Source organism: Paraburkholderia caffeinitolerans (genome assembly GCF_902859945.1).
Taxonomy (GTDB): domain Bacteria; phylum Pseudomonadota; class Gammaproteobacteria; order Burkholderiales; family Burkholderiaceae; genus Paraburkholderia; species Paraburkholderia caffeinitolerans.
Window position 1 is genome coordinate 127,724 of sequence record NZ_CADIKL010000003.1, and the last position, 26,885, is coordinate 154,608.

Here is a 26,885-nt window from a genome sequence, read left to right on the forward strand (position 1 = left end):
CTCACGAGACGATTACCCGCCATGCCTCAGTCCACTACCGCTGCGTCGCGCACGAGTTCGCCATATTGGCCTTCGCATCTCTCGCCGCACTTGAGCCTTCCCGCCACGAACCTGTTCTATAACGCCGAGGTTTCAGCCGCGCGTTATCCGGACAAGCCTTTCATCGTCTTCTACGACACGCCCGTTACCTTCGCGCAGTTCAAGGACGAGGCCGAGCGCGTGGCGGGTTATCTGCAGACGGAGTGCGGCGTGAAGGCCGGCGACCGCGTGCTTCTCTATATGCAGAACAGTCCGCAATGGGTGATCGCCTATTACGGCATCCTGCGCGCGAATGCCGTGGTCGTGCCCGTCAACCCGATGAATCTCACCGACGAACTCGCGCACTACGTGGAAGATAGCGGTGCGACCACCGCGTTCGTCGCGCAGGATCTGTATCCGCGCATCGCGTCGCTGGTGGGCGCGGGAGAGGGGCAGGGATTGCGGCATCTGCTTGTCGCCACGTACAGCGATTATTTGAAGAACGAACCGTTCTCAACGCCGCCCGAATTCGTGAGTGCGCCGCGCCACGTGCAGGGGCCGGGCGTCGCGCACTGGGCCGACGTGCTGGCGGCGGGCTGCACGCCCGGCGCACTCACGGCAGGACCGGACGATCTGTGTGTGATGCCATACACGTCGGGCACCACGGGCAAGCCCAAGGGCTGCATGCATACGCATCGCAGCGTGATGTCCACGGCCGTGGGTGGTTGCGTCTGGTTCGGCAATACTCAGGATGCCGTACAGCTTTCCGTGCTGCCGCTGTTTCATGTGACCGGCATGCAGGGCGGCATGAACAGCCCGATTTACAACGGTTCCACGATTGTGATCCTGCCGCGCTGGGACCGCGACGCCGCGGCGCGCGCGATCGAGCATTACCGCATCACGTGTTGGCAGTCGATCTCGACGATGGTCGTGGACTTCCTGTCGAATCCGCGCGTCGGCGAATACGACCTGTCGAGTCTCTCCGCGATGCGCGGCGGCGGCGCGACCATGCCCGATGCCGTGGTCAAGAAGCTGCGCGACCTCACGGGTCTCGAGTTCGTGGAGGGCTACGGCATGTCGGAGACGATGGCCGCCACGCATATCAATCCACCGCAGCACCCGAAGGCGCAGTGTCTCGGCATTCCGGTCTTCGACGTCGATGCGCGCATCGTCGATCCGATCACGTTCGAAGAGGTGCCGGAGGGCGAGGCGGGCGAACTCATCATGAGCGCGCCGCAAGTGATGCAAGGCTACTGGGGCAACCCCAAGGCAACGAGCGAGGCCTTCATCGAGCGCGACGGCAAGCGCTTTTTGCGCACCGGCGACCTCGTGCGGCGCGACGCGGACGGCTATTACTTCATGACCGACCGCCTCAAGCGCATGATCAACGCGTCCGGCTACAAGGTGTGGCCGGCCGAGGTCGAGGCGCTCATGTATCGGCATCCCGCCATCAAGGAGGTCTGCATCATCGGCGCCCAGGACCCGAAGCGCGGCGAGACCGTGAAGGCCGTCGTGGTGCTCGATCCGAAGCAGGTGGGCAGCGTGAGCGAAGCGGAGATCGTCGCGTGGGCGCACGAAAATATGGCGGCCTACAAGGCGCCGCGCATCGTTCAGTTTGTCGAAGCGTTGCCGAAGTCGGGCAGCGGCAAGATTCTCTGGCGCAAGCTGCAGGAAGAGGAGGCCGCCGCGCGCTGACGTGCATTAACGCGGCGCACCGAACCTCTTTCCTTCCTCGCGAGCATCAGGCGCCTGCCAATGCCGGCAGATGCAACTCGCTCCAACCCCATCCTCCGTGTGCCGCTTCGGCGGCCGCTCCCTTCGTTCCCGTGTGCTGCGCGACGTGACCCGGCGACCATTCGCCGGGCGCTTGCGCGTTCTTGCGCTCGAGAATCGCCTCGCACAGAAAGTCGATGCTGTACGCGTTCAGCAAATGCGCATGATGCGTTTCGATATAGGACGCGAGGCGCGCCGCCTCGCCCTTGATCGCCGCGAGGGAGTAAAGCGTGGTGGCATCCCAGCGAAAGCGCAGTCCGAGTTCGGCAAAGGCGGAATTGAATGCGCTCAACTGGTTGTGCAGGTGCTGATCGTGTTCCGTGGTCCGGCTGGCTGAAGAGTGGCTCATGGCTGGTCTCCGTATGAGTTCAGATGACGTGAGCCAATCGTAGAAGCGTAGATGAATAAACGATAGTTAAAGTTTTTTTAGATTTATATAAAGAATCGCATATAGATGCGAGACTGACGATCGGCCTACGCGTAAACCCGCTTGGTGACGTGCTTGCTTCTGATATATTGTATGGCACATATGGAATTTGATCTTAACGCCGGCTAAACACAACGTTGGAGATAAACCACCGATGTCTGCCGAACTCCAGGACGTAGCGGGGTTGTCCCCGCTGAGCTTGACGCTCGAACCCATCCACGCCACGGTTTCGCTGCGCGATCAGGCATACGCGAAACTCAAGCAGGCGATTGCAGAGACCGACATCTACCGCTCGCGAGACGAAATTCGCCTCGACGAAAAAGAGTTGACTGAAAAGCTCGGCGTGAGCCGCACGCCGGTGCGCGAGGCCATGACGCTGCTGGAACAGGAAGGATTCCTGCGTACTGTGCCGCGGCGCGGTGTCTATATTTTGCGCAAGACCCGCAAGGAGATCGTCGAGATGATCTATATGTGGGCCGCGCTGGAAAGCATTGCCGCGCGGCTCGCCACACAGCGCGCTTCCGATGAGGACATCGCGCGTTTGCGCCATATGTTCGCGGATTTCGGCGAGGACAAACCCACCGAGCACATCGAGGAATACTCGGAAGCGAACATCACGTTTCATCAAGCGCTGGTGGAGTTGTCCAAGTCGCCGATCATCGTCGAGACCATCAAGAACATCTTCATGCATGTGCGAGCGATCCGGCGCATGACGATCGCGCAGAGCGATCGCGCGTCACGATCGATCGTGGACCACATGCGGATCATCGAGGCCCTCGAGGCCCGCGATACCGAGAGAGTAGAGCGGCTCGTGCGCCAGCATTCGATCGATCTTGCGTTATTTGTCGAGGCGAACTGCGACTTTCTAGACTGAGCGGCTCGCGCGTACACATTGCGTGCCGCTGTTGTGCTTTTTCAAGTGTTGCCGTTGGTCAGTAAATTTGGACTCCGTAATAAATAGTAGCGTCTGACGCTGCTACACAGAGCGGGGATCTCAAAAAAATGCTTGACTAATATTGTGTGTGGAATATTGTATATCACGAGTAACCCAACGCCCCGCCAACGAGGAGACGTCATGGCAGAAGCAGGTATGAACGACGCGCAGAACAGCCCTGCGCAGGAAGCGCAACCGACGACCGATGGTTTTCACCTCGTCATCGACGCGCTGAAGCTCAACGACATCGACACGATTTTCGGTCTCGTCGGTATTCCGATCACGGACCTCGCGCGTCTGGCCCAAGCCGAAGGGATGCGCTTCATCGGCTTCCGGCACGAGCAGAACGCGGGCAACGCCGCGGCCATCGCGGGTTACATGACGAAGAAGCCGGGCATCTGCCTCACGGTTTCGGCGCCTGGCTTCCTCAACGGCCTGACCGCGCTCGCCAACGCCACCACCAACTGCTTCCCGATGATCCTCATCAGCGGCTCGAGCGAGCGCGAGATCGTCGACCTGCAGCAGGGCGACTACGAGGAAATGGACCAGCTCAACGCTGCCAAGCCGTATGCCAAGGCCGCTTACCGCGTGCTGCATGCCGAGGACATCGGCGTCGGCATTGCCCGCGCGATCCGCGCTGCGGTCTCGGGCCGCCCGGGCGGCGTCTATCTCGACCTGCCGGCCAAGCTGCTCGCGCAGACCATCGACGCCGTGAAGGGCGAGCAGTCGCTGATCAAGGTCGTGGATGCCGCGCCGCGCCAACTGCCCGCTCCCGACTCGGTCCAGCGCGCGCTCGAAGTCCTCAAGACGGCCAAGCGCCCGCTCATCCTGCTCGGCAAGGGCGCAGCCTATGCTCAGGCCGACGCGCAAATCCGCGAGCTGGTTGAGAAGAGCGGCATTCCCTATCTGCCGATGTCGATGGCCAAGGGCTTGCTGCCCGACACGCACGAGCAGTCCGCGTCCGCCGCGCGCTCGTTCGTGCTCGCCGAATCGGATGCCGTCGTGCTGATCGGCGCGCGTCTGAACTGGCTGCTCTCGCACGGCAAGGGCAAGACCTGGGGTGCGCCGTCGCCCAAGCGCTTTGTGCAGATCGACATCGCACCCACCGAGATCGACAGCAACGTGGCGATCGAAGCACCGGTGATCGGCGACATCGGTTCGTGTGTTGAGGCGCTGGTCGCCGGCATGGGCTCGAACTTCCCGCAGCCGAGCGCCGAATGGCTCGGCGCCATTGCGGAGCGCAAGAACAAGAATCTCGCGAAGATGGCCGCGACGCTCGAGAAGAACCCGACGCCGATGAATTTCCACAGCGCCCTGCGCGCGATTCGCGACGTGCTCAAGACGCGTCCCGACATCAACGTGGTGAACGAAGGCGCGAACACGCTCGACTATGCGCGCGCCGTGATCGACATGTACCAGCCGCGCAAGCGTTTCGACTCGGGTACGTGGGGGATCATGGGCATCGGTATGGGCTTCGCGGTCGGCGCGGCGGTCACGAGCGGCACACAAGTCGTGGCGATCGAAGGTGACAGCGCGTTCGGCTTCAGCGGCATGGAGCTGGAGACCATCTGTCGCTACAACCTGCCGGTCTGCACGATCGTCTTCAACAACAACGGCGTGTATCGCGGCACCGATGTGAACCCGACCGGCGGCGCCGACGTTGCGCCCACCGTGTTCGTGAAGGGCGCGCGCTACGACAAGATGATCGAGGCGTTCGGCGGCATCGGCCACCAGGCTACGACGCCCGAGGAATTGACTGCGGCGCTGCTCGAAGCGATCGCGTCGGGCAAGCCCACGCTGATCAACGCAGTGATCGACGAATCGGCCGGCACCGAAAGCGGTCGTCTCACGAATCTCAATCCGCAAAGCGCGGCCATGAAGAAATAAGCTGAGTCTCACAGGACACATTAATCAGGAGCCAGAACATGAGCAAACCCCTCGACGGCATCAAGATCATCGACTTCACGCACGTACAGGCAGGCCCCGCATGCACGCAAATGCTCGCGTGGTTCGGTGCGGACGTGATCAAGGTGGAGCGCCCGGGCGCCGGTGACGTGACGCGCTCGCAGTTGCGCGACATTCCCGAAGCGGACGCGCTGTACTTCACGATGCTCAACAGCAACAAGCGTTCGCTCACGCTCGACACCAAGAAGCCGGAAGGCAAGGAAGTGCTCGAGAAACTGATTCGCGAGTCGGACGTGATGGTGGAGAACTTCGGCCCCGGCGCGCTCGATCGCATGGGCTTCACGTGGGAGCGCATCAAGGAGCTCAACCCGAAGATGATCGTCGCTTCGGTGAAGGGTTTCAGCGAAGGCCACCACTATGACGACCTCAAGGTCTATGAGAACGTTGCACAGTGCGCGGGCGGCGCGGCCTCGACCACGGGCTTCTGGGACGGCCCGCCCACGGTCAGCGCGGCAGCGCTCGGCGACAGCAACACGGGCATGCACCTGGCCATCGGCATTCTTACGGCGCTGATCGGCCGCGACAAGACCGGCAAGGGCCAGAAAGTGGCCGTCTCGATGCAGGACAGCGTGATTAACCTGTGCCGCGTGAAGCTGCGCGACCAGCAGCGTCTCGATCGCGTGGGCTATCTGGAAGAGTATCCGCAGTACCCGCACGGCACCTTCAGCGACGTGGTGCCCCGTGGCGGCAACGCGGGCGGCGGCGGCCAGCCGGGCTGGGTGCTCAAGTGCAAGGGCTGGGAAACCGATCCGAACGCGTATATCTACTTCACGGTGCAGGGCCATGCGTGGGAGCCGATCTGCCGCGCAATCGGCAAGCCCGAGTGGATCGACGATCCGGACTACAAGACGGCCCAGGCGCGCCAGCCGCATATCTTCGACATTTTCGCGGTGATCGAGGAGTGGCTTGCCGACAAGACCAAGTTCGAGGCCGTCGATATTCTGCGCAAGTTCGACATCCCGTGCGCGCCGGTGCTCAGCATGAAGGAAATCGCCAATGACCCGTCGCTGCGCGAGAGCGGTACCATCGTCGAAGTCCCGCACAAGGAACGCGGCACGTATCTCACCGTGGGCAGCCCGATCAAGTTCTCGGATCTGAAGCCGGAAATCACGGGTTCGCCGCTGCTCGGCGAGCATACCGACGAAGTGCTCGCCAACCTTGGCTACACGCCGCAGCAGATCGCGGCGCTGCATGAGGCGCGCGCGGTCTGAGGTACGGGACGCTCCGCAGGCCAGCGGAGCGCGGTGCGCGCATGAGGGTCGCGCGCGCCGCGCTCCGGCGATTCAATCCTTTCCCTTCATAGCCCATACCATGTCAACCGCCATCGATTTCGCCCAGCTTGCCGACGCTATCGGCGACGCCATCGTTATCTCGGACGCCGCCGGCGACATCACGTACTGGAATCCCGCCGCTACGCGCATGTTTGGCTTTACGCGCGACGAGGCAATGGGCAAGACGCTCGACCTGATCATTCCCGAGCGGCTGCGCGGCCGTCACTGGGACGGCTATCACAAGACGATGGCGTCGGGGCAGACGCGTTACGGCAACGACGTGCTGCGCGTGCCCGCCGTCGACAAGGACGGGCGTGCACTGTCCATCGCATTTACCGTTGCGCTGCTGCATGGGCAGCAAGGCGAGATCACGGGCATCGTGGCCGTGATTCGCGACGAGACCGCACGTTTTCAGGAAGAGCGCAATCTGCGCAAGCGCATCAACGAGCTCGAAGCCCAGGCCCAACAGTCGTGAGCCAATGAGCCAGCCTGCGGGCTGGCCTGAGATCGCCTGATTCCCCTATCCAGGTCCGCACGGAGCGCTTCGATGCATACAGAAAGACTCGGACATTACGAGGTCGAACTCTCGGCCCGTCAATTCATACACAACGGCGGATGGGCGGCGTTTGCCGCCATCCACGGCCAGCAGGACGAGGACGACGAGCACGCAGCGCGCGCCGCCGTGTTCCCCGAGCAGCGCGTGGCCGACGAGACTGTTTTCGCCAGCGAGGCTGCCGCCATAGCGGGCGCCCGCGAGGCAGCGCTCGTCGTACTCGGCGATCTAGGGACCGTCAACCCGCCGCGCTAGCGGTTCCGGCGACACGCAACGAGACAATGCGCGGCGCAGGGCGCGACGCGCAAGACTCGTCGCACACGAACAATTTCAACATCTGGGCTTTGCATGGGACCGGAGTAAGTGCTGAAGCGCTTACTCCGGCCGACACAGGAGACGTTTCATGACGACATGGCCACGCCATCGGCGCGCCAGGGGCCTTTGCGCCCCGCCGATTCCTCGCGCCAGCAATAGCGCTTCATCCACGCGCGGAGGTTCGACATGGCAATGACCATTGCGGTGCCCCGCGAAGCATTCGAAGACGAACGGCGCGTAGCGGCGACACCTGAAAGCGTCGCACAACTAATCAAGCTCGGCTACGAGATCGAGATCGAAGCCGGTGCGGGCGAGCGCGCGTCGTACAGCGACGAAGCGTATCGCAAGGCGGGCGCGTGCATCGTCGAAAACGCGGCCGAACTCTGGGCGCACGCCGACATCGTGTTCAAGGTGCGTCCGCCGTCGATCGAAGAGGCGCAGTGCCTGAAGACCGGCGCGACGCTCGTCAGCTTCATCTGGCCCGCGCAGAACGGCGCGCTGCTCGACGTGCTCGCCACGCGCAATGCAACGGTGCTCGCGATGGACTGCGTGCCGCGCATCTCGCGCGCGCAAAAGCTCGATGCGTTGAGCTCGATGGCGAACATGGCGGGCTATCGCGCGGTGATCGAAGCCGCGCAACATTTCGGACGCATCTTCACCGGGCAGATCACGGCGGCGGGCAAGATGCCGCCCGCCAAGGTGCTCGTGATCGGCGCGGGCGTGGCCGGTCTAGCGGCCATCGGCGCGGCGCGCGGACTGGGGGCCATTGTGCGCGCATTCGATACGCGGCCCGAAGTCGGGCAGCAGATCGAGAGCATGGGCGCCGAATTCCTGAGCGTGGACGTGGAGGAAGAAGGCGGCGGCGGTGGCGGCTACGCGAAGGTGATGAGCGCGAAGTTCATCGAAGCCGAGATGGCGCTGTTCAAGGCCCAGGCGAGCGAGGTGGACATCATCGTCACGACCGCGCTGATCCCGGGCAAGCCCGCGCCGCGCCTGATCGACGAAGAGATGGTCGCGTGCATGCGCGCGGGCAGCGTGATCGTCGACATGGCGGCGGAGCAGGGCGGCAACTGCGAACTCACGCGCGCGGGCGAAGTGGTGCATGCGCACGGCGTGACGGTGATCGGCTATACCGATCTGCCGAGCCGCATGGCGAATCAGTCGAGCCAGCTCTATGCGACGAACCTGCGCCATCTGCTGACCGATCTCACGCCTGGTAAGGATGGCGAACTAAAGATCGACATGGAAGATGTCGTGCAGCGGGGCACCACGGTCATGGAGCAGGGCAAGCTCTGCTGGCCCGCGCCGCCGGTGCCGACGGCGGCGGTGGCTCCGGCCGCACCGGCGAAGACCGTGCAGCCAGCGACTTCCGCACATGGCGCAGGCCCGGACGCTGCCGCAACGCGTGGCCGCAGTGCATGGCCGCTCGTCACACTGGCAGTGGCCGCAGTGTTGCTGCTCGCGCTCGGCGCCGTCGCGCCGCCTGCGTTCGTGGCGCACTTCACGGTGTTCGTGCTGGCCGTCTTCGTGGGCTATCAGGTGGTCTGGAATGTAACGCCTTCGTTGCACACGCCGCTCATGAGCGTGACCAACGCCATTAGCGGGATCATCGTGATCGGTGCGCTGCTGAATCCCGGCGGTGCGGAAACGAGCACGGTCGTGAAGGTGCTCGCGGGCGTCGCGCTCGTGGTGGCGACAATCAATATTGCAGGCGGGTTCCTCGTGACCCAGCGCATGCTCAAGATGTTCCAACGGACCTAAGGAGACTGAAGTCATGCTTGGTGGAATCGGCAATATGGCGTGGCTCGGCTCGGCCACGCTCTTCATCCTCAGCCTGCGCGGGCTGAGTCATCCGGCTAGCGCCCGGCGCGGCAATCTCTTCGGCATCTGCGGGATGGCGATCGCCGTGCTCGCCACCCTGCTCGTCACGGGCGGGGCGGGGCTCGAAGTCGCGCTTGGCGCGGCGCTGGTGGGCGGCGGCATCGGCGCCGTGCTGGCACGGCGCGTGGAAATGACGCAAATGCCGCAACTCGTGGCCGTGCTGCACAGCTTCGTCGGCCTTGCGGCAACGCTCATCGCCGTCGCGAGCTTTCTTTCGCCCGCCGCCGCCATGAGCGCCGTCGAGCGAGGGATTCACGACACGGAGATCTATATCGGCGCGTTCATCGGCACCGTGACGTTCAGCGGTTCGATCGTAGCGTTCCTCAAGTTGCAGGGCACGGTGGGCGGCAAGCCGCTCGTGCTGCCCGGCCGGCATCTGATGAACGCGGTGGCGCTCGCGGTGTGCATCGCGCTCGGTTATGTTTTCGTGGGCGCACCGGATGGCCCGTATGCGCTCGCCGCGCTCGGCGCGATGTGCGCGATTGCGGCGGTGCTGGGCGTGCATCTCGTGATGGCGATCGGCGGCGCGGACATGCCGGTGGTGGTGTCCATGCTCAACAGCTATTCGGGCTGGGCGGCCGCGGCAACCGGCTTCATGCTCGATAACGACCTGCTGGTGACGACCGGTGCGCTGGTGGGCTCGAGCGGCGCGATCCTCAGCTACATTATGTGCCGCGCCATGAACCGCAGTTTCGTCTCGGTGATTCTCGGCGGCTTTGGCGCCGTGGCCAGCACGTCGAGCGCCGCGCCGCAGGGAGAAGTGGTGGCGACTTCGGTCGACGAGGTGGGTGCGTTGCTGCGCGACGCCTCCGAGGTCGTGATCGTGCCCGGTTATGGCATGGCGGTCGCCCAGGCGCAGAGCACAATCAGCGAAATCACCCGCAGGCTGCGTGCGCAGGGCGTGCGCGTGCGCTTCGGCATCCATCCGGTTGCCGGGCGTTTGCCGGGCCATATGAACGTGCTGCTCGCCGAGGCGAAGGTGCCGTACGACATCGTGCTCGAAATGGACGAAATCAACGAGGACTTCACGAACACCGACGTCGTGCTCGTGATCGGCGCGAACGATATCGTGAATCCGGGCGCGCAGGAGGATGCGGGCAGCCCGATCGCCGGCATGCCGGTGCTCGAGGTGTGGAAGGCGCGCACCGTGGTGGTTTCCAAGCGCAGCATGGCGACGGGCTACGCGGGCGTCGACAATCCGCTCTTCTATAAGGAGAACACCCGAATGCTGTTTGGCGACGCAAAGGGTAGTGTCGATGCTCTGCTCAGACAACTAGAAACGGCTTGACGAAGCAGTAGCGCGCGGCACGGCGAGACCCCGGCCGCGCGCAAGACCGCCGGGACTGGCGGATCACCGTACGACGGAGAGACAAACGTGGCACAAACCGATCGCATCGACGCCCCTTATACGGCGCGGCGGCACAACCGCTGGGTGCAGCTCGTGGCCGGTGTCGCCTGTATGGGGCTAGTCGCCAATCTGCAGTATGCATGGACATTGTTTGTAGTGCCGATGGATTCGAAGCACCATTGGGGACAGGCTGCCATTCAGCTCGCGTTCTCGCTGTTCATCGTGACAGAGACGTGGCTCGTTCCCGTGGAAGGCTGGCTCGTGGACCGCTTTGGGCCGCGTCCGGTCGTGATGGGCGGCGCATGCTGCGTGGCGCTTGGATGGGTGCTCGACGCGTGGGCGCCGGTATTGCCGGTGCTTTACCTGGCGGCGGTGATTTCGGGCATCGGCGCGGGATGCGTGTACGGCACGTGCGTGGGCACGGCGCTCAAATGGTTTCCGGACCGGCGCGGGCTCGCCGCGGGTATGACGGCGGCGGGCTTTGGCGCGGGCGCGGCGCTCACGGTCATTCCGATTGCGCGCATGATCCAGCATTCGGGTTACGAAACGGCCTTCGTCTTTTTCGGTTTGCTGCAAGGCGTGTGCATCATGGCGCTCGCGCTCGTGATGGTGCGCCCGAAGCCGCCCGCGCATGCGGCCGGCGTGCAGCGCGTGGTGGCTACGAAGACCGACTACACGACGCGGCAGATGATCCGCGCGCCGCTGTTCTGGGTGATGTACGCGATGTTCGTGTGCGTCGCCACGGGCGGCATCATCGCTACCGCTCAGATCGGGCCGATTGCCAAGTCGTACGGTTTCGCCTCGATGCCGGTGACGTTCATGAGCATGACGCTGCCGCTTTTGACGATGACGCTGTCGGTCAACAATCTGTGCAATGGATTCACGCGGCCGCTGTGCGGGCTTATTTCGGACCGGATCGGCCGTGAGAACACGATGTTCATCACCTTCCTCGGCGAAGGGCTCGCGTTACTCGGCCTGCGCTACTTCGGCCACGACCCGTATCTCTTCATCCTGTTTTCGGGGCTCGTGTTCCTGTTTTACGGCGACATCTTCTCGAACTTCCCGGCCACCTGCGCCGACACCTTTGGCGCGCGCTACGCGGCGGGCAATGCTGGCACGCTTTATACGGCGAAGGGGACCGCTGCGCTGCTGGTGCCGGTTGCCACGCTGCTCGCAGTGCACGGCGGCTGGAACACGGTGTTCGAATTCGCGGCCTGTATCGCAATGATGGCGGGGGTGTGCGCGAAGGTGGTGTTGCAGCCGATGCGGCGGCGCTGGATTTTCCAGTCTGCCAAGCCCGCTGGGCATGTTGACAGGGCGTTCGTTCGCAATCCGCTGGGCGCGGGCGAGTAGTTAATAACGGGGCGGGCGGCTCGTGCTATCGGAATAGGGTGCTCCGCACGCCTGCGCGCCGCCGTCCGGGTGCGTGCGCAACCTTCGCATGAGCGCTGCCGCTGGCAACGCACGTACGCGCGCACGGCGCACCCGCCGGGAATCAGTGCGTGCCTGCACGCGGTGCGGGTCGGGCGCTTCGTTGGTGTCGTCCGCTGTGGATAGCGCCGCGTAGCGTCCCTCGGTCTGGCCGCGCTCGATCCACTCGGCCGGCAATCGGGTCGCAATCAACCACGTCGCCGCGGCGCCGAAGCCCACGGCAATGATCGCGGCGATAACGACGATTTCCATTTCTGCTCCATGTTTCATGGCTTGAACTCGTGCCGACGATGCGGTTCAGGCGCCGTTGGTTCGATTTCAATGTATACCACTAAACATAACGAGATGCTTTTGGAGTAACGCACGTCCGTTCAGTCTTCAATCGGCGGGGAGCAGAGATGAAGGTGACTTCAATCATGGTCGACGAGATCAACGCCATTTTGCTCGGCGCTCCGGATCCCGCGCACTACCTCAAGCGAACACAGGGTCAACCTTTCATCATCTATGGAATGGACGACCCGCAGCGCACCTATCTGGCGGTCGATCATTTCAGGAATCGCAGTCTTGGCGTGGCACCCACTTCCGCAGCAGAGATCGGGCACCGTGTGGGGGGTATGACAAGAAAAGAAGTCCTCTGGTCGCGAACTACGGCCTGCACTTCAACCCGCCAAATCAGCGAGTTTCATGGCAAGCACGCGGTGGTGCCGATCCGGTCGTGATTACGGCCAAATTGAGTGACTGGTGGATCTGAAGAAAACAAAAAAGCCCGCAATTTGCGGGCTTTTTGATGAAACCGTTACTTGAAGAAGCGTGGTGCCCAGGAGAGGACTCGAACCTCCACAGTGTTGCCACCGCCAGGACCTGAACCTGGTGCGTCTACCAATTCCGCCACCTGGGCACGTCTTCAAGCTAGACAGCGATTATAGCGTGTTTGCGAGCGCTGTCAATCAATGTTTTCAAAAAATCTTCACATCGCGAAAGATCTGTATCCGCGTGCGGGAAGCCGCGAAACATTCGGCGCAGTGTGCTCATATTGAGCTGCGGATCGTGCTGCGCGGAAACGAAAAAAGCCGGCATAAAGCCGGCTTTTTTGAATCTTGGTGCCCAAGAGAGGACTCGAACCTCCACAGTGTTGCCACCGCCAGGACCTGAACCTGGTGCGTCTACCAATTCCGCCACCTGGGCAAGGTGTCGCTTACTACTTGCTGCTGCGCTTGTTGTGCAGCAGAGAACGAGATTCTAGCGCGTCTGTAGGACCTGTCAAGGCCCTTTTGAGGAAGTTTGAGAAAAAAGTGCACTCCTGGCGTTGGTCGTGAGTCCGGCGCGTGAGGCGCGTGCAGCGGGCATCCGCAAGCTTCCACGCTGAATTGCTGGGCGCGGCTCGGGTGTTAGAATGCCTCGCAGCAAGACCGGGCGCGGCATGATTTCCCGTGTCCGCGCACTATCCGTTGTCCACGCCACGAGAACAACCATCGACAAGCCCTTGAGCAAATATCCCTATCCGATTCCCAGCCGCGAAGAGATTCTCGGCGTGCTGCGGACCAGCGAATCGCCCTGTACCGCGAACGATATCGCCGAGGCTCTCGCCATCAAGCGCCAGGAGCGTGAAGGGTTTTTCAGGCGGCTCGCTGCGATGGAGCGCGACGGGCAGATCCGGCTCGACTCGCGCGGCCATTATCAGCTTGCGCATCCTTCCAACTTTGTCGCGGGCCGCGTCCAGGGCCATCGTGACGGCTACGGCTTCCTCGTGCGCGACGACGGCCAGGACGATCTGTTTCTGCCGCAAGGCGAGATGCAGAAGGTCATGCACAACGACCGCGTGCTCGCGCGCATCGTCGGGTACGACCGCCGCGGGCGTCCGGAAGGGCATATCGTCGAGGTCACGGACCGCGCGAACCGCAGCGTGATCGGGCGGCTCTTGAACGAAAACGGCGCGCTCATCGTCGCGCCCGAAGACAAGCGCATCGGCCACGACATCCTCGTCACGCAGAACGCGAAGAAGGCCAAGGTCGGGCAAGTGGTGGTGGTCGAGCTCACCGACTTCCCGAGCCGCCACTCGCAGCCGCTCGGCCGCGTGCTGGAGGTGCTCGGCGACATCGACGATCCCGGCATGGAGATCGAGATCGCCGTGCGCAAGTACGGTGTGCCGCACGAGTTCAGTCAGCCCGCGCTCGACGAGGCCGCGAAGCTGCCCGACGCCGTGCGTCCGACCGATATCCGCTATCGCGTCGATCTGCGCGACGTGCCGCTCGTCACCATCGACGGCGAAGATGCGCGCGACTTCGACGACGCTGTTTACTGCGAACCGATGAAGGTCGGGCGCGGTGACGGCTTCCGTCTGCTCGTGGCCATCGCGGACGTCTCGCACTATGTGCAGCCGGGCGGCGGGCTCGATGTGGACGCCATCGAGCGCAGCACCTCGGTGTACTTCCCGCGCCGCGTGATTCCGATGCTGCCCGAGAAGCTCTCGAACGGGCTGTGCTCGCTCAATCCGCACGTGGACCGCTGCGTGCTCGTGTGCGACATGGTCATCACCGCGCGCGGCGAGATCAAGGCGTATCAGTTCTACCCAGGTGTGATGCATTCGGCTGCGCGCCTCACGTATACCGAGGTCGCCGCGGTGCTCAAGAACACCAAGGGGCCGGAGGCGACGCGGCGTGCGACGCTGATGCCGCATCTGCAGAACCTCTATGGCGTCTACAAGTCGCTGTTCGCGGCGCGCCAGAAACGCGGCGCGATCGACTTCGATACGACCGAGACATATATCGTCTGCAATGCGCAGGGCAAGATCGAGCAGATCGTGCCGCGCCAGCGCAACGATGCGCACAAGCTGATCGAAGAGTGCATGCTCGCGGCCAACGTCTGCGCGGCGGACTTCATGAAGCGCAACAAGCATCCGGGCCTGTACCGGGTGCACGCGGGGCCGAGCGCGGAAAAGCTCGAGAACCTGCGCACCTTCCTGCGCGGCATGGGTCTTTCGCTGGGCGGCGGCGACACGCCTCACGCGAGCGATTACGCGGCGCTGATGGCGCACATCCGCGACCGGCCCGATGCGCAGATGCTGCAAACGATGCTGCTCCGTTCGATGCAGCAGGCCGTCTACAGCCCGGACAACATCGGCCACTTCGGCCTTGCTTACGAGGCCTACGCTCACTTCACGAGCCCGATTCGCCGCTATCCCGACCTGCTCACGCACCGCTCGATCTACGCGATCCTGCAGGGCAAGAAGTATCAGCCGGCGGCGCCCGAAGGCGTCGAGCTCAACACGGCCCTCTCGCCGCGCGCCCGCGCGATGCAGGCAGAGGACGAGGCGAAGCGCGGCAAGCGCGCACGCGGCGCGAATACGGCAATCTGGGAAGAACTTGGCCTGCACTGCTCGGCCAACGAGCGCCGCGCCGATGAAGCCTCGCGCGACGTCGAAGCCTGGCTCAAGTGCTATTTCATGCGCGACAAGCTTGGCGAGGAATATGGCGGCATGGTGAGCGGCGTGACGTCGTTCGGCATTTTCGTGCAGCTCGATTCGCTGTTCATCGAAGGCCTTGTGCATGTGACGGAACTCGGCTCGGACTATTTCCAGTACGACGAGATCAAGAACGAGTTGCGCGGCGAGCGTACCGGCATCCGCTATCGTCTTTCGGACCGCGTGCGCGTGCAGGTGAGCCGCGTCGATCTCGATGCGCGCAAGATCGATTTCCGCCTCGTGCGCGATACGCCGGTCAAACCCGCTCTGAATCGCGGCGGGCAAGGCCAGCAGGAACGTGGTGGGCCGCAAGAGGGTGGTGGTCCGCGCGTGCGTTCGATGCAGCAGGGCCAGGGGGGGCAAGGCGGCCAGGCCGGAGACGCTCGGCGCAAGAAGGCCGCGCCGGCGCAGAGCGCGGCCGTGAAGGAAGCGCGCGCGGCGCGCAGCGCGGCGAAGACCGCGAAGAAGCGCGCAGCGTCGAAATCGGCGGCCAAGAATCCGGTATCGCGCAAGAAGCGCTGAAGCCACGTTGCGCGCGAGAGCGCGCAACGTGGGTAGCAACCATGCGCCGCGCCGCGAATGCCGCGCGGCGCATGCACGTTTAATAGACACGCCGGGCTTGTCGCCTCGGTGGCCATCGAAATGGCCAGCGACGCGGGCAGGGCGTACCCGGACCGCGCGTCGGCCGGCAGAATCACACTCGTTCGCGGCGCGAGGCTCAAAACACGAGACTCAACGCACAAGGCCGCAGGCCACGTGCGCTGCGAACCGCTCATCAGAGGTTGTATCCAGTCATGTCACGTTTCAAGGTTCTTTACGGGTTTCATGCGGTGACCGCGCGCTTGCGGCACGACGCGTCCACGGTCGAGGATGTCTATTACGACACGACGCGGCGCGATCGCCGCATGCAGGATTTCCTGCACGCAGCGAAGGAAGCGGGTGTGCGCATCATCGCCGCGGACGAGACGCGCTTGTGGGGCCTCGCGCGCACGGAGCGCCATCAAGGCGTGGTCGCGCGCGTGCACGACCTGCCGCTCGCGCAGAACCTGGCCGAGCTGCTCGACGGCATCCAGGGCTCGCCGCTGCTGCTCGTGCTCGACGGCGTGACCGATCCGCACAACCTCGGCGCATGTCTGCGCGTGGCCGATGCGGCCGGCGCGCACGCCGTGATCGCGCCGCGCGATCGCGCCGTGGGCCTGAACGCCACCGCCGCGAAGGTCGCGAGCGGCGCGGCCGATACGGTTCCGTACATCACCGTCACGAACCTCGCGCGCGCGCTGCGCGAACTGAAGGACGCGGGCGTTTGGGTGGTCGGCACAGCGGGCGAGGCGAGCGCGAGCTTGTACCAGACGAAGCTCGACGGCCCCGTCGCGCTCGTGATGGGCGCCGAAGGCGAGGGCATGCGCCGCCTCACGCGCGAAACCTGCGACGAGGTCATGCAGATTCCGATGGCGGGCACGGTCGAGAGCCTGAACGTTTCGGTGGCCTCGGGCGTGTGCCTGTTCGAGGCGGTGCGTCAACGTTCGGTCGCGCGCTGACGCGTCCCGCGCATGTCGATCCTGCGCAAGTCGAGGCTCGGCGTAGTGGCGTTCGCGGCGCTGGCGCTTGCCGCGTGCGCGCCCGCCACGATGGTCGATCGCGGCGGCTACGTTGCCGACACGCAATATCACGCGCGCAGCACCGACTCGCGCATCCGCTTTCTCGTGGAGCACTACACGCAGGGCGATGAACCCACCGCGCTCGAAGAGTTGACGCGCGAGAACGTGAGCGCCCATTACCTCGTTCCGGTGCATCCGCCGATGCGCGACGGCAAGCCCGTCGTATTGCAACTCGTGCCCGAAGCGCAACGCGCCTGGCACGCGGGCGTGAGCGAGTGGCAGGGCACGACCGAGCTCAACGCGGCTTCGATCGGCATCGAAAACGTCAATCCGGGACCGCTCGACAACCTACAGGCAACATCACAAGCTACGCAGGAAGGATCTCTGCCGCGCGAGTGGGCGCCTTGGCCCCCCGATCAGGTCGCGGCGATCATCGCGCTCTCGAAGGACATCGTCACGCGTTACGGTATTGCGCCCACGCGCGTGGTGGGCCATAGCGACATCGCGCCTCAGCGCAAGATCGACCCGGGGCCGCTGTTCCCGTGGAAACAGCTTTACGAGGCCGGCGTGGGCGCATGGCCCGACGACGCGACCGTGAAGGCCGACCTCGCGGGTCGGGCTCCCGACGCGCCGGCCGACGTGCTCGGCCTGCAAACGAAGCTTGCGCGCTATGGCTACGAGGTCCCGACCGATGGCGTGCTCGACGCGCGCACGCGACGCGTGTTCGCAGCCTTCCAGATGCACTTTCGGCCACGCGACTACTCGGGCACGCCCGACGCCGAAACCGATGCGATTGCGCAGGCGCTGCTCGACAAATATGTCGACCGGACGACGCCCGCGCCGGCAGGCGCGAACGAAACGGCGCCTTGAATGCGTTGCGCGAGGTGCGCGAGACATCGTGCATCGGTGCGCAGCTTGCATAGTCGCGGCAGCGGTGACACGCAACTCCGGTAAACTATGCGTTTTCCGCGTTTTTCCCTCCTCGGGCAGCTCCCCATCATGACTCAAGACGAACTCAAGAAACTGGTCGGCCAGGCCGCCGCAGACTATGTCAACGCGCATGTGCCGGAAGGCGCCGTGATTGGCGTCGGCACCGGCTCGACTGCGAATTGTTTCATCGACGCGCTGGCCGCCAGCAAAGGCCGCTATCGCGGCGCCGTATCGAGCTCGGTTGCGACGACGGCGCGCCTCGAAGCGCACGGCTTCAAGATCTTCGACCTGAACGAGATCGAATCGCTGCCTGTCTATGTGGACGGCGCCGACGAGATCGACGCATCGGGCGCGATGATCAAGGGCGGCGGCGGGGCGCTCACGCGCGAGAAGATCGTTGCGTCGGTGTCGGAGGTGTTCGTGTGCATCGCCGACGCCAGCAAGCGCGTGAACGTGCTCGGCCAGTTCCCGCTGCCCATCGAAGTCGTGCCGATGGCGCGCACGGCCATCGGCCGCCGCGTGACGGCGCTGGGCGGCGTGCCGGTGCTGCGCGTGCAGAAGGACGGCACGCCCTATATCACCGACAACGGCAATGAGATTCTCGACGTGAAGGGCCTGAGCATCAGCGACCCGCGCGCGCTCGAGGCGCAAGTCAACGCATGGCCCGGCGTGGTGACCGTGGGCCTGTTCGCGGCACGCGGCGCCGACCTGTGCCTGCTCGGCGGCGAGTCGGGCGTCGAACGCATCGATTACAAGGGCTGATAGCCTGCACGAGCGGCGGCGCGAGCACTGTTATGCGGTGCGCGCGCCGTCAAGTGAGCAAGTCCCTTTTGCAGGTGCCCGCAAATCGTTCAGGGATCCTGATGATGTGGCCATGCGGGCAGGCTTCGCGACCCGAGCCGTCATGACGAGAAAGCGATGCTGTCTCGTCGTGACGGCCAAGGATTCGCTCATTCCACCGTTTCCGCTTGATGAAGGCGCGGCAGCAAGCGGTCGAATTCGCGGCGCACGAGGCCGTAGCACTCGCAGGCGCGGGCTTCGAGGCCCTTGCGGTCGAGCACGCGGATGCGGCCGCGGCTGTGGTGGATCAGGCCTTCGTCGTGCAGCTTGCCGGCCGCTTCGGTGATGCCCTCGCGGCGCACGCCAAGCATGTCCGCGATGAGCTGCTGCGTGACCGTCAAGTCGTTCGACGCCACACGGTCCACTTCGATCAGGAGCCAGCGGCACAGCTGCTTGCTGAGCGAATGATGGCGGTTGCAGGCCGCGGTCTGCGCCACTTGCGTGAGCAGGGCGTGCATGTAGAGCAGCATGAGGCGGCGCAGAAAGTCCGAGCGCGCGAACTGCTGGCGCAGGCTTTGCGCACTCATGCGATAAGCGAAGCCCGTGCATTGCACCTGCACGCGATTGGGCATGGTTTCGCCGCCCGTGAGCACGGGCACGCCGGTCATGCCTTCGCGGCCTACCGCGGCGATCTCCACGGAGCTGCCGTCTTCCATCGTCGAGAGCATGGAGATGATGGCCGTGGTCGGAAAATAGACGTGATGAATGCGCTGGCCGGAGTCGCAGAGCAGTTGTTCGGTGCGCAGATGGACGAGTTCGAGATGCGGTGCGAGTGCTTGCCACTCGTGTGACGGCAGTGCTCCGAGCAAATGGTTGCCGTGCAGATCCGATTGAAGGGTCAACATGATTTTGGTCCTCGTGCGAAGCGGCCTTCACCGCCTCTTGTCTTTTCGTTCCGGTCGTCGAACCGTTTTTTGTTTGCCGCTTCCCGTAGCGGCTATTGGTTCGTCGTGCCGGCCCCATAGTCCCGAATGCGTGCGCTATATCGGCTGTATGCGTCACGCTGTGTGGCGTATCCCACTAAGCAGGGTGTGTGCCAGAACGACACAAACCTCGTGTGCGCGGGGCTTTGCGGGTGTAACGGTGCGAACGCACCTAAGCAATTCGCCGTTTTTGTTTCAAATCTGTACGACGCTTAGGGCAGGCCCGGGTGCCGCCGGAGCATTTTGTAACTAGATGTAACTTGGCAAGTAATTGAATTTATTGGTTTATTTGGTGTTCAAGGGCGCATGTTCAAAAATGACTCCATGCTGAAACACGCGTGATCGAGGACTGCGGCCGTCCGCGCGTAACGCACGCGGAACCGTTCGAATTTGATTCAGTTGTGTTGCGCCGCAGGCAATCTGCACGGAGATGTTCGCTCCTGAAACATGGATGCCTGGCCGTACTTGCTCAGCACGTGCGTGCGCAAATCTCTCGTTGCTCGACGGCACGCCACTCGTGCGATCAGTGTGGGTATGCGTACAGAGTCGCTCGCTGCGCTTTGCTCCAATGGAGTCCGAATGCCCAGGGGGCGCGAGTCAGCACACGATGCCGCGCCTGTCCGGGACCAGATATCCGAACGGGGAGCTTCCTGCATGAACCAGGTCGTTACGCAGGCCGGCTTGATTGCCGCGGCCAATGAACCCGAAGTCGCACTCGTCGTCCAGCCCGTCGTGCTGGCCGGCGGTTCGGGAACGCGGTTATGGCCGCTTTCGCGCGAACATTGCCCCAAGCAGCTGATCGACCTGCTCGATGGCGAGTCGCTGCTCGAGGCCACCGTGCGCCGCCTCGATGGTGTGTATGCGCGCGGTGGCGCGTCGGTGCGCAAGGCCGCGCCGCTCGTCGTGAGCAGCGAGGAACTGCGCCACATGACCGCCGACCGGCTCGGCCGCAGCGGCATGGCGGCGCGCGTCGTGTTCGAGCCGGTCGCGCGCAACACCGCGCCGGCGCTTACAGTGGCTGCGCTCGCCGCATGCGCGGCGCAGGCAACAGTCGAAACAGCGGCGGAAACCGCATCAGTAAATGCGCCGGCAAAAGCGCCGCAAAACGATAGCGATCCGATCCTGGTCGCCATGCCCGCGGATCACCTGATCGCCGATCGGGCCGCGTTTGCCGCCGCGCTGGAAGACGCCGTGACCTACGCGGCGCGTGGAGCGATCGTCACGCTCGGCGTGCCGCCGCAACGCGCGGAGACGGGCTACGGCTACATCGGCGCCGGCCCGACGCTTGGCGCGAGCGGTGCGCGCACCATCGAACGTTTCGTCGAAAAGCCCGATGCCGAGGTTGCCGCGCGTTACGTCGCTTCCGGCGATTACTGGTGGAACAGCGGTATTTTCGTGGTGCGCGCTTCGGTGTGGCTCGCGGCCATCGCGCGCTGCCGGCCCGCCATCGCGACGCAGTGTGCGCAGGCCTTCGAGCGCGCGAACGTCGATGCGGACGGCGCGATTCATCTGGATGCGGCGGCGCTGGCCGCGTGTCCTTCCGATTCGATCGACTACGCGGTGATGGAGTCCGTGGGCGCCGATGCGCTTCTGGCGGGCGTGGTCGTGCCACTCGTGGCGGGCTGGTCCGATGTTGGCGCGTGGGACGCCGTCTGGCAGGTCTCCGACAAGGACGCGAGCGGCAATGTCGCGCGCGGGCGGGTGCTGTTCGAAGACTCGACCGAGAGTTTCGCGCACTCCGATGGCCGGCTTGTTGCCTGCGTGGGCGTGCACGGCGTGGTAGTGGTGGAAACCGCCGATGCGGTGCTCGTCGCGGCCAAGGATCGGGTGCAGAGCGTGAAGGCGATCGTCGGCAAGCTCAAGGCACAACGCGGCGAGGAGGCGCAGCATCACCGCCGCGTCGAACGGCCGTGGGGCTGCTATGACTCGGTCGACCGCGGGGAGCGCTTCCAGGTCAAGCGCATCGTCGTGAAGCCAGGCGGGCGGCTCTCGTTGCAGATGCATCATCACCGCGCCGAGCACTGGGTGGTCGTGCGCGGCACGGCGCGCGTGACGCGCGGCGACGAAGTGTTCCTGATCTCGGAGAACGAGTCCACCTACATTCCGCTCGGCGTGAAGCACCGGCTCGAAAATCCTGGCAAGACGCCGCTTGAGATCATCGAGGTGCAGTCGGGTGGTTATCTCGGCGAAGACGACATCGTGCGTTTCGACGATCAGTACGGGCGTGCGGGAGAACACGAAGACGCGCTCGCAGGGCCAAGAAAGTAGGCAGGAGAATCCATACAGACTGCTTACGAATTGACATCGAAAAAGCGGTAAATCACAAAAATCGGGAAACCAAAGGGCCTATCGGGAGAAACTCGGGACCAACTCGGGAGAACTCGGAAAAGCGGGTACGGACAGGGCGTTTGCCGCGCGATCCTTGCGTCAGGAGATATCCTGGCTGGCGGGTCATGCAATTTGCATGGCAACGTATGACTAAGTTCGACGAAGCACTAGGGCCCACGCAGCAACCGTCAAACAGGCGCGCTTACGCGGCATCGGGGGAGGGGTCATGGAACTGGGGAATAAGGAACGCTCACTGGTGAGCAAGGTCATGGATGGCCTGATTTCGGGCATCGTCGAAGAACGTTACGGCGCGATTCTGCCGCCGCAGGATGTCCTGTCCAAGGAATTCGACGTGAGCCGCACGGTCATGCGCGAAGCGCTGTCCATGCTGCTCGCGCGCCACATGCTCGACGTGCGGCCCAAGATCGGCACGCGCATCCGGCCCATGCGCGACTGGCGCATGATCGACGAAGACGTAGTGAGCTGGCGTTTTCGCGCGAAGCCGGACAAGAATTTTCTGCGCGACGTGATCGAGTTTCGCGCGCTGATCGAGCCCGCCGCGTGTGCGCTGGCAGCCGAGCGCGCGAGCACGGCGGATCTCACCGGCATTCGCGAGGCCTACGAGACGCTGCGCCAGACGAGTCCCGGCGAAGCGGGTTGCGAATCTGCCGATACGCTCCTGCACACGCGCATTCTTGCCGCGAGCGGCAATCAGTTCTATCAGCAGATGGCGGCTATCATTCGCGGCGCGCTCACGCTCGTGGGTCCCATCCTGAGCCAGCGCGAGGACGGTTGGATCAACGTGGTCAACGCGCACGGCAGCGTGGTCGACGCGATCGAGCGACGTGCGCCCGAGGACGCGCGCGCGGCCGCGATGGCCATGATCGAACTCACCGCCGACGAACTTCACAGCGCGCTTTCGCCCGAGGTTGTCGAGCCGCGCTAACGCTTTCGTGCGTTGCCTGAGCGTCTGATGAGCGTTCGACTGCGTGAATAATTGCGCGATTCACTGCGCGGTTGCCTGCGCGCGCGCAAGCCCGTATCGTGCGTATTTTTGCTTCGCTGCGGCCGGTGTCCGGTGCGCGGCGTGCAGGATCACGCAATCGACACAATCGGCGATACGAGGCAAGGCATGGGCGATTCAAGGCACAGCAGCGCAACCAGCAACGCAAGCACATCGGCCACGATAACCTGGGGCATCGTGGGCGCCGGACGCATCGCGCGCCGTTTCGCGCAGGGCGTGGCGCACGTGCAAGGCGCCCGCGTGGGCGCGGTGTGGTCGCGCCGCGCGGCGCCGGCCGAGGCGCTTGCGCAGGAGTTCGGCGCCACTGCGTGCGCGAGTTTCGAGGCGCTGCTCGCGAGCGGCGTCGACGCCGTCTATATCGCGACGCTGCAGGACAGCCACGCGCACTATGCGGTCGCGGCGCTGGAGGCCGGCCTGCACGTGCTTTGCGAAAAGCCCGCGACGGTGAATGGCGCGCAACTCGAGCGCGTGCTGGACGCCGCGCGGCGCGCGCAACGTCTCTTCATGGAGGCGATGAAGCCGCCGTTCTATCCGCTATATCGCGCCTTGCGCGCGCATTTGCAGGCCGATCCCATCGGCCCCGTGGGCCTCGTGCGCGCGGGCTGCTCGGTTGCCAACGTTCCCGCCGACCATCCGTCGTTTTCGTTCGAGCACGCGGGCGGCGCGCTACTCGACATCGGTGTGTACGAGATGTTTCTGGCGGTCGACTGGCTCGGCGCGCCGCGCGAGGTGCAGACCTTCGGGCGTCTGGGCGCCACGGGCGTGGATACGTTTGCAAGCCTCAATTGCCAGCATGAAAACGGCATCGCGCAACTCTTCTGCGGGCTCGACCTGCACGGTTTTGGCGATGCGCTGCTGGCGGGGCCGCTCGGCAACGTAACGATTCATGCGAACTGGTGGAACCCGGCGCGCGCGACGATTCGCTATGTCGACGGCCGCACGGTCGAGTTCGACGAGCCCTTCGAAGGCGGCGGCCTGAACTACGAGACCGCGCACTTTTGCGAGTTGCTGCGCGCCGGCGTGCTGGAGAGCCCGGTCATGCCGCACGAGACCTCGAGGCGCATGATCGCGATGGCCGATGCCGCTCGCGCGGCGCTCGGCTTGCGCTTCGACTGCGAGTGACGCTCAGTGTCCCCTCAGTGCCCCCTCAGTGACACTCAATGCCGCGCGGGCAGCGCGAGGCGTTTTTCATACCAGTGCTGGATCCACTCGAGCACTTGGCAGAGCACCCAGTAGACGGCGGCGGCCGCGAGATAGAGCGGCAGCGGCTGATACGTCGAAGCGATGATCTCCTGGGCGCTGCGCAGCAGTTCGGTCACGGTGATGACCGAAACGAGCGACGTGTCCTTGATGAGGCTGATGAGGCTGTTCGAGAGGCTCGGCACCGCAATGCGCAGCGCCTGCGGCGCGATCACGTAGCGCAGCGTCTGGCGCCGCGAGAGCCCCAGGCTATAGGCCGCGAGCCACTGGCCGCTGTGGATGCCGAGAATCGCGCCGCGCATGCTCTCGGAGAGATAGGCCGCAACGTTCGCGGAGAGCGCGATCACGCCGGCGGGCGTGGGGTCGAGCGAGATGCCGATGCTCGGCAATCCGTAGTAAATCACGAAGATCTGCACGAGCAGCGGCGTGCCGCGCATGAGGCTCACGTACACGCGCGCGATGAACACGAGCGAACGGTTCGAGCTGATGCCCATGAGCGCGAGCACCGCACCGCCGACGAGCCCGAAGATCATCGACAGGACTGCGAACTTGACCGTCAGTACCGCGCCCTGCGCGAGCACCGGCAGCGACTGGATGATGAGCGTGGAGATGGGCATGGGAGGACGGGGATGGGAAGCGCTCGCGAGGCGAGCTATAAAAAACAAGGGGCGGCGCCCTGGGATGCCGCCCCGTGACTTGCATCGTTACTTCGTGATCGGCTTGGTCACGTCGATGCCGAACCACTTGTCCGAGATCTTCGTGAAGGTGCCGTCGGCTTCGAGTTGGGCCATGGCGTCGTCGATGGCCTTGGCGAACTTCGGATTACCCTTCTTGAACGGAATGGCCGACGGGTTGCCGGTGCCGACCATCGCGCCCGTGCGCAGCGGCAGCTGCGAGTTCTTCAGCAGGTAGGCGAGCATCAGGCGGTCGTTGAGCGCCGCGTCCAGACGGCCGGCCGCGAGGTCGCGCAGGTATTCCGGCGCACCGGGATAGGTCTTCACGTCGATGCCCGGCACCGACTTCGCCATGTCCATGTAGTTGGTGCCCAGACCCACGCCGAGCTTCTTGCCCTTAAGCTCTTCGAGCGACGTGAACTGGCGCGTATCGTCCTTGCGCTGAATGAGTTGCGCGGCCGAGTACGTGTAGGCCGGCGAGAAGTCGAGCACGGCCTTGCGCTGGTCGGTGACGCCCACCTGGTTGACGATCACGTCGAATTTGCCGGCCTGCAGACCCGCGATGATGCCGCTCCATTCGGTCGTGACGAATTCGGGCTTCAGGCCCATCTTCGTGGCCACGGCCTTGGCGATGTCGACGTCAAAGCCAACCAGATCGCCGTTGGGCGCCTTCGAGTTGAACGGCGGGAACGTGCCTTCGAGGCCGATGCGCAGCGTGCCGCGCGCCTTCGCCTGATCGAGCAGGTCTTCGGCGTGGGCGCTCGCTGCAACGAACGATGCGCCGACGAGTGCGAGCGCAAGGAGCTTTTTCAGCAAGGCGACTTTCATTGTTTTCCTCTTGTTTTGCTGCGGTTTTGTAGCGAGCCCGAGGATTCCCCGGACCTGCCGTCTTCTGGAGCGGCGTTCATGGCCCGATGCGCGCCATGCGTCGCACATGGCCTGAAACTATAGCCTCACGCGCGGCCCGAGGCCAGCGCCCGCGCGCATTCGGCAACGAGCGCCGGGCCGCGGTAGATGAAACCCGTATAGACCTGCACGAGAGAAGCGCCCGCGGCGATCTTCGCGCGTGCGTCCTCGCCCGAGAAGATGCCACCCACGCCGATGATCGGCACCTGCTCGCCGAGTTCGGCGCGCAGCTTGCGGATCACCTCGTTGGAAGCGTCGAACACCGGGCGGCCCGAGAGACCGCCGGTTTCGCTTGCGTTGGGTAGCCCTTCGACGGCGGCGCGCGAAAGCGTCGTATTGGTCGCGATCACGCCTTCGATCTGGTGGCGCAGGAGCGTGTCGGCGATCTCCTTGATCTGCTCGTCGTCGAGGTCCGGCGCGATCTTCAGCGCGAGCGGCACGAGCTTGCCATGCATATCGGCGAGACGCTGCTGCTTGTCCTTGAGCGCGGCGAGCAGGGCGTCGAGTTCGCCGCCGCCCTGCAGTTGGCGCAGATTCTTCGTGTTCGGCGACGAGATGTTGATCGTCACGTAGCTCGCGAACGGATAGACGCGCTCGAGACAGAACAAGTAATCGTCGGCGGCGCGCTCGATCGGCGTGTCGGCGTTCTTGCCGATGTTCAGGCCGAGGATGCCGCGATAGCGCGCAGCCTGCACGTTCTTCACGAACTGCTCGACGCCCTGGTTGTTGAAGCCCATCCGGTTGATGATGCCGCCGGCCTCGGGCAGGCGGAAAATGCGCGGCCGCGGATTGCCCGGCTGCGGACGCGGCGTGACCGTGCCCACTTCGATAAAGCCGAAGCCCAGCGCGGCGAATCCGTCGATGGCCGCGCCTTCCTTGTCGAGGCCCGCGGCGAGACCCACCGGATTGCGGAACGTGAGACCCATGACGGTGCGCGGCGAGTCGGGCACGCGCGGCGCGATGAGGCTTGCCATGCCCGTGCGGCCCGCAGCGCCGATCATGCGCAGGGAGAGGTGGTGGGCGTCTTCGGCGTCCATGCGGAAGAGCCGGTCGCGGACGAGCGGATAAAGGGTGCTGAACACTGGA

The 26,885-nt window shown here is 64.3% G+C and carries 23 protein-coding genes and 2 tRNA genes; 17 read left to right on the plus strand and 8 right to left on the minus strand.

What is annotated here, in order from left to right; translation table 11 throughout:
• Positions 1-21: 21 nt before the first annotated feature.
• Positions 22-1,713: a long-chain fatty acid--CoA ligase gene (locus tag HV773_RS03605; protein ID WP_129562210.1), complete on the plus strand. Its 1,692-nt coding sequence runs from the start codon at positions 22-24 to the stop codon at positions 1,711-1,713.
• A 46-nt stretch (positions 1,714-1,759) separates the two neighbouring features.
• On the opposite strand, the gene HV773_RS03610 is transcribed toward HV773_RS03605, so the two are convergent.
• Positions 1,760-2,140 (minus strand): hypothetical protein, encoded by a 381-nt coding sequence (locus HV773_RS03610; RefSeq protein WP_129562209.1) that lies wholly within the window; start codon positions 2,138-2,140, stop codon positions 1,760-1,762.
• Between the two features lie 232 nt (positions 2,141-2,372).
• Here HV773_RS03610 and HV773_RS03615 point away from each other — a divergent pair, with 232 nt between their 5' ends.
• The 8 genes from HV773_RS03615 (at position 2,373) to oxlT (ending at position 11,838) form a co-directional block, all read left to right on the plus strand.
• Entirely contained in the window at positions 2,373-3,092 is a 720-nt protein-coding gene (locus HV773_RS03615) for a GntR family transcriptional regulator (protein WP_129563343.1), read from the plus strand.
• A gap of 201 nt (positions 3,093-3,293) precedes the next feature.
• A complete protein-coding gene (oxc, locus tag HV773_RS03620; RefSeq protein ID WP_129562208.1) occupies positions 3,294-5,039 on the plus strand; it encodes an oxalyl-CoA decarboxylase in 1,746 nt (581 codons plus the stop codon).
• A 38-nt stretch (positions 5,040-5,077) separates the two neighbouring features.
• The gene (gene frc / locus HV773_RS03625; RefSeq protein ID WP_129562207.1) at positions 5,078-6,328 is read left to right on the plus strand and encodes a formyl-CoA transferase; all 1,251 of its coding nucleotides are present in this window, start codon (positions 5,078-5,080) and stop codon (positions 6,326-6,328) included.
• Between the two features lie 100 nt (positions 6,329-6,428).
• Positions 6,429-6,863: a PAS domain-containing protein gene (locus HV773_RS03630; protein WP_129562206.1), complete on the plus strand. Its 435-nt coding sequence runs from the start codon at positions 6,429-6,431 to the stop codon at positions 6,861-6,863.
• Between the two features lie 72 nt (positions 6,864-6,935).
• The gene (locus tag HV773_RS03635) at positions 6,936-7,196 is read left to right on the plus strand and encodes a hypothetical protein (RefSeq protein WP_129562205.1); all 261 of its coding nucleotides are present in this window, start codon (positions 6,936-6,938) and stop codon (positions 7,194-7,196) included.
• Positions 7,197-7,442: 246 nt separating this feature from the next.
• Positions 7,443-9,017 (plus strand): Re/Si-specific NAD(P)(+) transhydrogenase subunit alpha, encoded by a 1,575-nt coding sequence (locus HV773_RS03640; protein ID WP_129562204.1) that lies wholly within the window; start codon positions 7,443-7,445, stop codon positions 9,015-9,017.
• Positions 9,018-9,030: 13 nt separating this feature from the next.
• Positions 9,031-10,425 (plus strand): NAD(P)(+) transhydrogenase (Re/Si-specific) subunit beta, encoded by a 1,395-nt coding sequence (locus HV773_RS03645; protein WP_129562203.1) that lies wholly within the window; start codon positions 9,031-9,033, stop codon positions 10,423-10,425.
• Positions 10,426-10,512: 87 nt separating this feature from the next.
• Positions 10,513-11,838, plus strand: a complete 1,326-nt coding sequence (gene oxlT, locus HV773_RS03650; RefSeq protein ID WP_227875295.1) for an oxalate/formate MFS antiporter — start codon at positions 10,513-10,515, stop codon at positions 11,836-11,838.
• Here oxlT and HV773_RS03655 read toward each other — a convergent pair whose 3' ends face one another.
• Positions 11,839-12,168, minus strand: a complete 330-nt coding sequence (locus HV773_RS03655) for a hypothetical protein (RefSeq protein ID WP_129562202.1) — start codon at positions 12,166-12,168, stop codon at positions 11,839-11,841.
• Positions 12,169-12,314: 146 nt separating this feature from the next.
• Between HV773_RS03655 and HV773_RS03660 the strand changes: the two genes are divergently transcribed.
• Complete coding sequence (locus tag HV773_RS03660) at positions 12,315-12,635, plus strand: hypothetical protein (RefSeq protein ID WP_175194207.1); 321 nt, start codon at positions 12,315-12,317, stop codon at positions 12,633-12,635.
• Between the two features lie 92 nt (positions 12,636-12,727).
• On the opposite strand, the gene HV773_RS03665 is transcribed toward HV773_RS03660, so the two are convergent.
• A tRNA-Leu gene (locus HV773_RS03665) sits at positions 12,728-12,814 on the minus strand.
• Between the two features lie 200 nt (positions 12,815-13,014).
• Positions 13,015-13,101: transfer RNA gene (locus tag HV773_RS03670), tRNA-Leu, on the minus strand.
• 235 nt (positions 13,102-13,336) lie between these two features.
• On the opposite strand from HV773_RS03670, the gene rnr reads away from it, so the two are divergent.
• The 4 genes from rnr (at position 13,337) to rpiA (ending at position 18,666) form a co-directional block, all read left to right on the plus strand.
• Positions 13,337-15,898 carry a ribonuclease R gene (rnr, locus tag HV773_RS03675; RefSeq protein ID WP_174220054.1) on the plus strand — a complete coding sequence of 854 codons (2,562 nt, stop codon included), beginning with the start codon at positions 13,337-13,339 and terminating at the stop codon, positions 15,896-15,898.
• 272 nt (positions 15,899-16,170) lie between these two features.
• Positions 16,171-16,914, plus strand: coding sequence for a 23S rRNA (guanosine(2251)-2'-O)-methyltransferase RlmB (rlmB, locus tag HV773_RS03680; RefSeq protein WP_129562199.1), 744 nt, complete (start codon positions 16,171-16,173; stop codon positions 16,912-16,914).
• Between the two features lie 12 nt (positions 16,915-16,926).
• Positions 16,927-17,844, plus strand: a complete 918-nt coding sequence (locus HV773_RS03685) for an N-acetylmuramoyl-L-alanine amidase (RefSeq protein ID WP_129562198.1) — start codon at positions 16,927-16,929, stop codon at positions 17,842-17,844.
• Positions 17,845-17,973: 129 nt separating this feature from the next.
• Positions 17,974-18,666 (plus strand): ribose-5-phosphate isomerase RpiA, encoded by a 693-nt coding sequence (gene rpiA, locus HV773_RS03690; protein WP_129562197.1) that lies wholly within the window; start codon positions 17,974-17,976, stop codon positions 18,664-18,666.
• A 188-nt stretch (positions 18,667-18,854) separates the two neighbouring features.
• On the opposite strand, the gene HV773_RS03695 is transcribed toward rpiA, so the two are convergent.
• Entirely contained in the window at positions 18,855-19,589 is a 735-nt protein-coding gene (locus tag HV773_RS03695) for a Crp/Fnr family transcriptional regulator (protein WP_129562196.1), read from the minus strand.
• A 732-nt stretch (positions 19,590-20,321) separates the two neighbouring features.
• Between HV773_RS03695 and HV773_RS03700 the strand changes: the two genes are divergently transcribed.
• From HV773_RS03700 to HV773_RS03710, 3 genes are all read left to right on the plus strand, one after another.
• Positions 20,322-21,935: a mannose-1-phosphate guanylyltransferase/mannose-6-phosphate isomerase gene (locus HV773_RS03700; RefSeq protein WP_129562195.1), complete on the plus strand. Its 1,614-nt coding sequence runs from the start codon at positions 20,322-20,324 to the stop codon at positions 21,933-21,935.
• Between the two features lie 286 nt (positions 21,936-22,221).
• Complete coding sequence (locus HV773_RS03705; RefSeq protein ID WP_129562194.1) at positions 22,222-22,941, plus strand: FadR/GntR family transcriptional regulator; 720 nt, start codon at positions 22,222-22,224, stop codon at positions 22,939-22,941.
• Positions 22,942-23,127: 186 nt separating this feature from the next.
• Complete coding sequence (locus HV773_RS03710) at positions 23,128-24,141, plus strand: Gfo/Idh/MocA family protein (RefSeq protein ID WP_129562193.1); 1,014 nt, start codon at positions 23,128-23,130, stop codon at positions 24,139-24,141.
• A 35-nt stretch (positions 24,142-24,176) separates the two neighbouring features.
• On the opposite strand, the gene HV773_RS03715 is transcribed toward HV773_RS03710, so the two are convergent.
• From HV773_RS03715 to HV773_RS03725, 3 genes are all read right to left on the minus strand, one after another.
• On the minus strand, positions 24,177-24,836 hold the full coding sequence (locus HV773_RS03715) for an amino acid ABC transporter permease (protein WP_129562192.1): 660 nt from the start codon (positions 24,834-24,836) through the stop codon (positions 24,177-24,179).
• A gap of 87 nt (positions 24,837-24,923) precedes the next feature.
• Positions 24,924-25,721, minus strand: coding sequence for a transporter substrate-binding domain-containing protein (locus HV773_RS03720; RefSeq protein WP_129562191.1), 798 nt, complete (start codon positions 25,719-25,721; stop codon positions 24,924-24,926).
• Positions 25,722-25,846: 125 nt separating this feature from the next.
• Positions 25,847-26,881 carry a quinone-dependent dihydroorotate dehydrogenase gene (locus HV773_RS03725; RefSeq protein ID WP_129562190.1) on the minus strand — a complete coding sequence of 345 codons (1,035 nt, stop codon included), beginning with the start codon at positions 26,879-26,881 and terminating at the stop codon, positions 25,847-25,849.
• Between the last annotated feature and the right edge of the window lie 4 nt (positions 26,882-26,885).

Excerpts from the sequence above, each read along its gene's own strand:
- HV773_RS03605 (WP_129562210.1), top strand. The coding sequence starts at position 22 with ATGCCTCAGTCCACTACCGCTGCGTCGCGCACGAGTTCGCCATATTGG.
- HV773_RS03610 (WP_129562209.1), bottom strand. The coding sequence starts at position 2,140 with ATGAGCCACTCTTCAGCCAGCCGGACCACGGAACACGATCAGCACCTG.
- HV773_RS03615 (WP_129563343.1), top strand. The coding sequence starts at position 2,373 with ATGTCTGCCGAACTCCAGGACGTAGCGGGGTTGTCCCCGCTGAGCTTG.
- oxc (WP_129562208.1), top strand. The coding sequence starts at position 3,294 with ATGGCAGAAGCAGGTATGAACGACGCGCAGAACAGCCCTGCGCAGGAA.
- frc (WP_129562207.1), top strand. The coding sequence starts at position 5,078 with ATGAGCAAACCCCTCGACGGCATCAAGATCATCGACTTCACGCACGTA.
- HV773_RS03630 (WP_129562206.1), top strand. The coding sequence starts at position 6,429 with ATGTCAACCGCCATCGATTTCGCCCAGCTTGCCGACGCTATCGGCGAC.
- HV773_RS03635 (WP_129562205.1), top strand. The coding sequence starts at position 6,936 with ATGCATACAGAAAGACTCGGACATTACGAGGTCGAACTCTCGGCCCGT.
- HV773_RS03640 (WP_129562204.1), top strand. The coding sequence starts at position 7,443 with ATGGCAATGACCATTGCGGTGCCCCGCGAAGCATTCGAAGACGAACGG.
- HV773_RS03645 (WP_129562203.1), top strand. The coding sequence starts at position 9,031 with ATGCTTGGTGGAATCGGCAATATGGCGTGGCTCGGCTCGGCCACGCTC.
- HV773_RS03655 (WP_129562202.1), bottom strand. The coding sequence starts at position 12,168 with ATGGAAATCGTCGTTATCGCCGCGATCATTGCCGTGGGCTTCGGCGCC.
- HV773_RS03660 (WP_175194207.1), top strand. The coding sequence starts at position 12,315 with ATGAAGGTGACTTCAATCATGGTCGACGAGATCAACGCCATTTTGCTC.
- rnr (WP_174220054.1), top strand. The coding sequence starts at position 13,337 with ATGATTTCCCGTGTCCGCGCACTATCCGTTGTCCACGCCACGAGAACA.
- rlmB (WP_129562199.1), top strand. The coding sequence starts at position 16,171 with ATGTCACGTTTCAAGGTTCTTTACGGGTTTCATGCGGTGACCGCGCGC.
- HV773_RS03685 (WP_129562198.1), top strand. The coding sequence starts at position 16,927 with ATGTCGATCCTGCGCAAGTCGAGGCTCGGCGTAGTGGCGTTCGCGGCG.
- rpiA (WP_129562197.1), top strand. The coding sequence starts at position 17,974 with ATGACTCAAGACGAACTCAAGAAACTGGTCGGCCAGGCCGCCGCAGAC.
- HV773_RS03695 (WP_129562196.1), bottom strand. The coding sequence starts at position 19,589 with ATGTTGACCCTTCAATCGGATCTGCACGGCAACCATTTGCTCGGAGCA.
- HV773_RS03700 (WP_129562195.1), top strand. The coding sequence starts at position 20,322 with ATGAACCAGGTCGTTACGCAGGCCGGCTTGATTGCCGCGGCCAATGAA.
- HV773_RS03705 (WP_129562194.1), top strand. The coding sequence starts at position 22,222 with ATGGAACTGGGGAATAAGGAACGCTCACTGGTGAGCAAGGTCATGGAT.
- HV773_RS03710 (WP_129562193.1), top strand. The coding sequence starts at position 23,128 with ATGGGCGATTCAAGGCACAGCAGCGCAACCAGCAACGCAAGCACATCG.
- HV773_RS03715 (WP_129562192.1), bottom strand. The coding sequence starts at position 24,836 with ATGCCCATCTCCACGCTCATCATCCAGTCGCTGCCGGTGCTCGCGCAG.
- HV773_RS03720 (WP_129562191.1), bottom strand. The coding sequence starts at position 25,721 with ATGAAAGTCGCCTTGCTGAAAAAGCTCCTTGCGCTCGCACTCGTCGGC.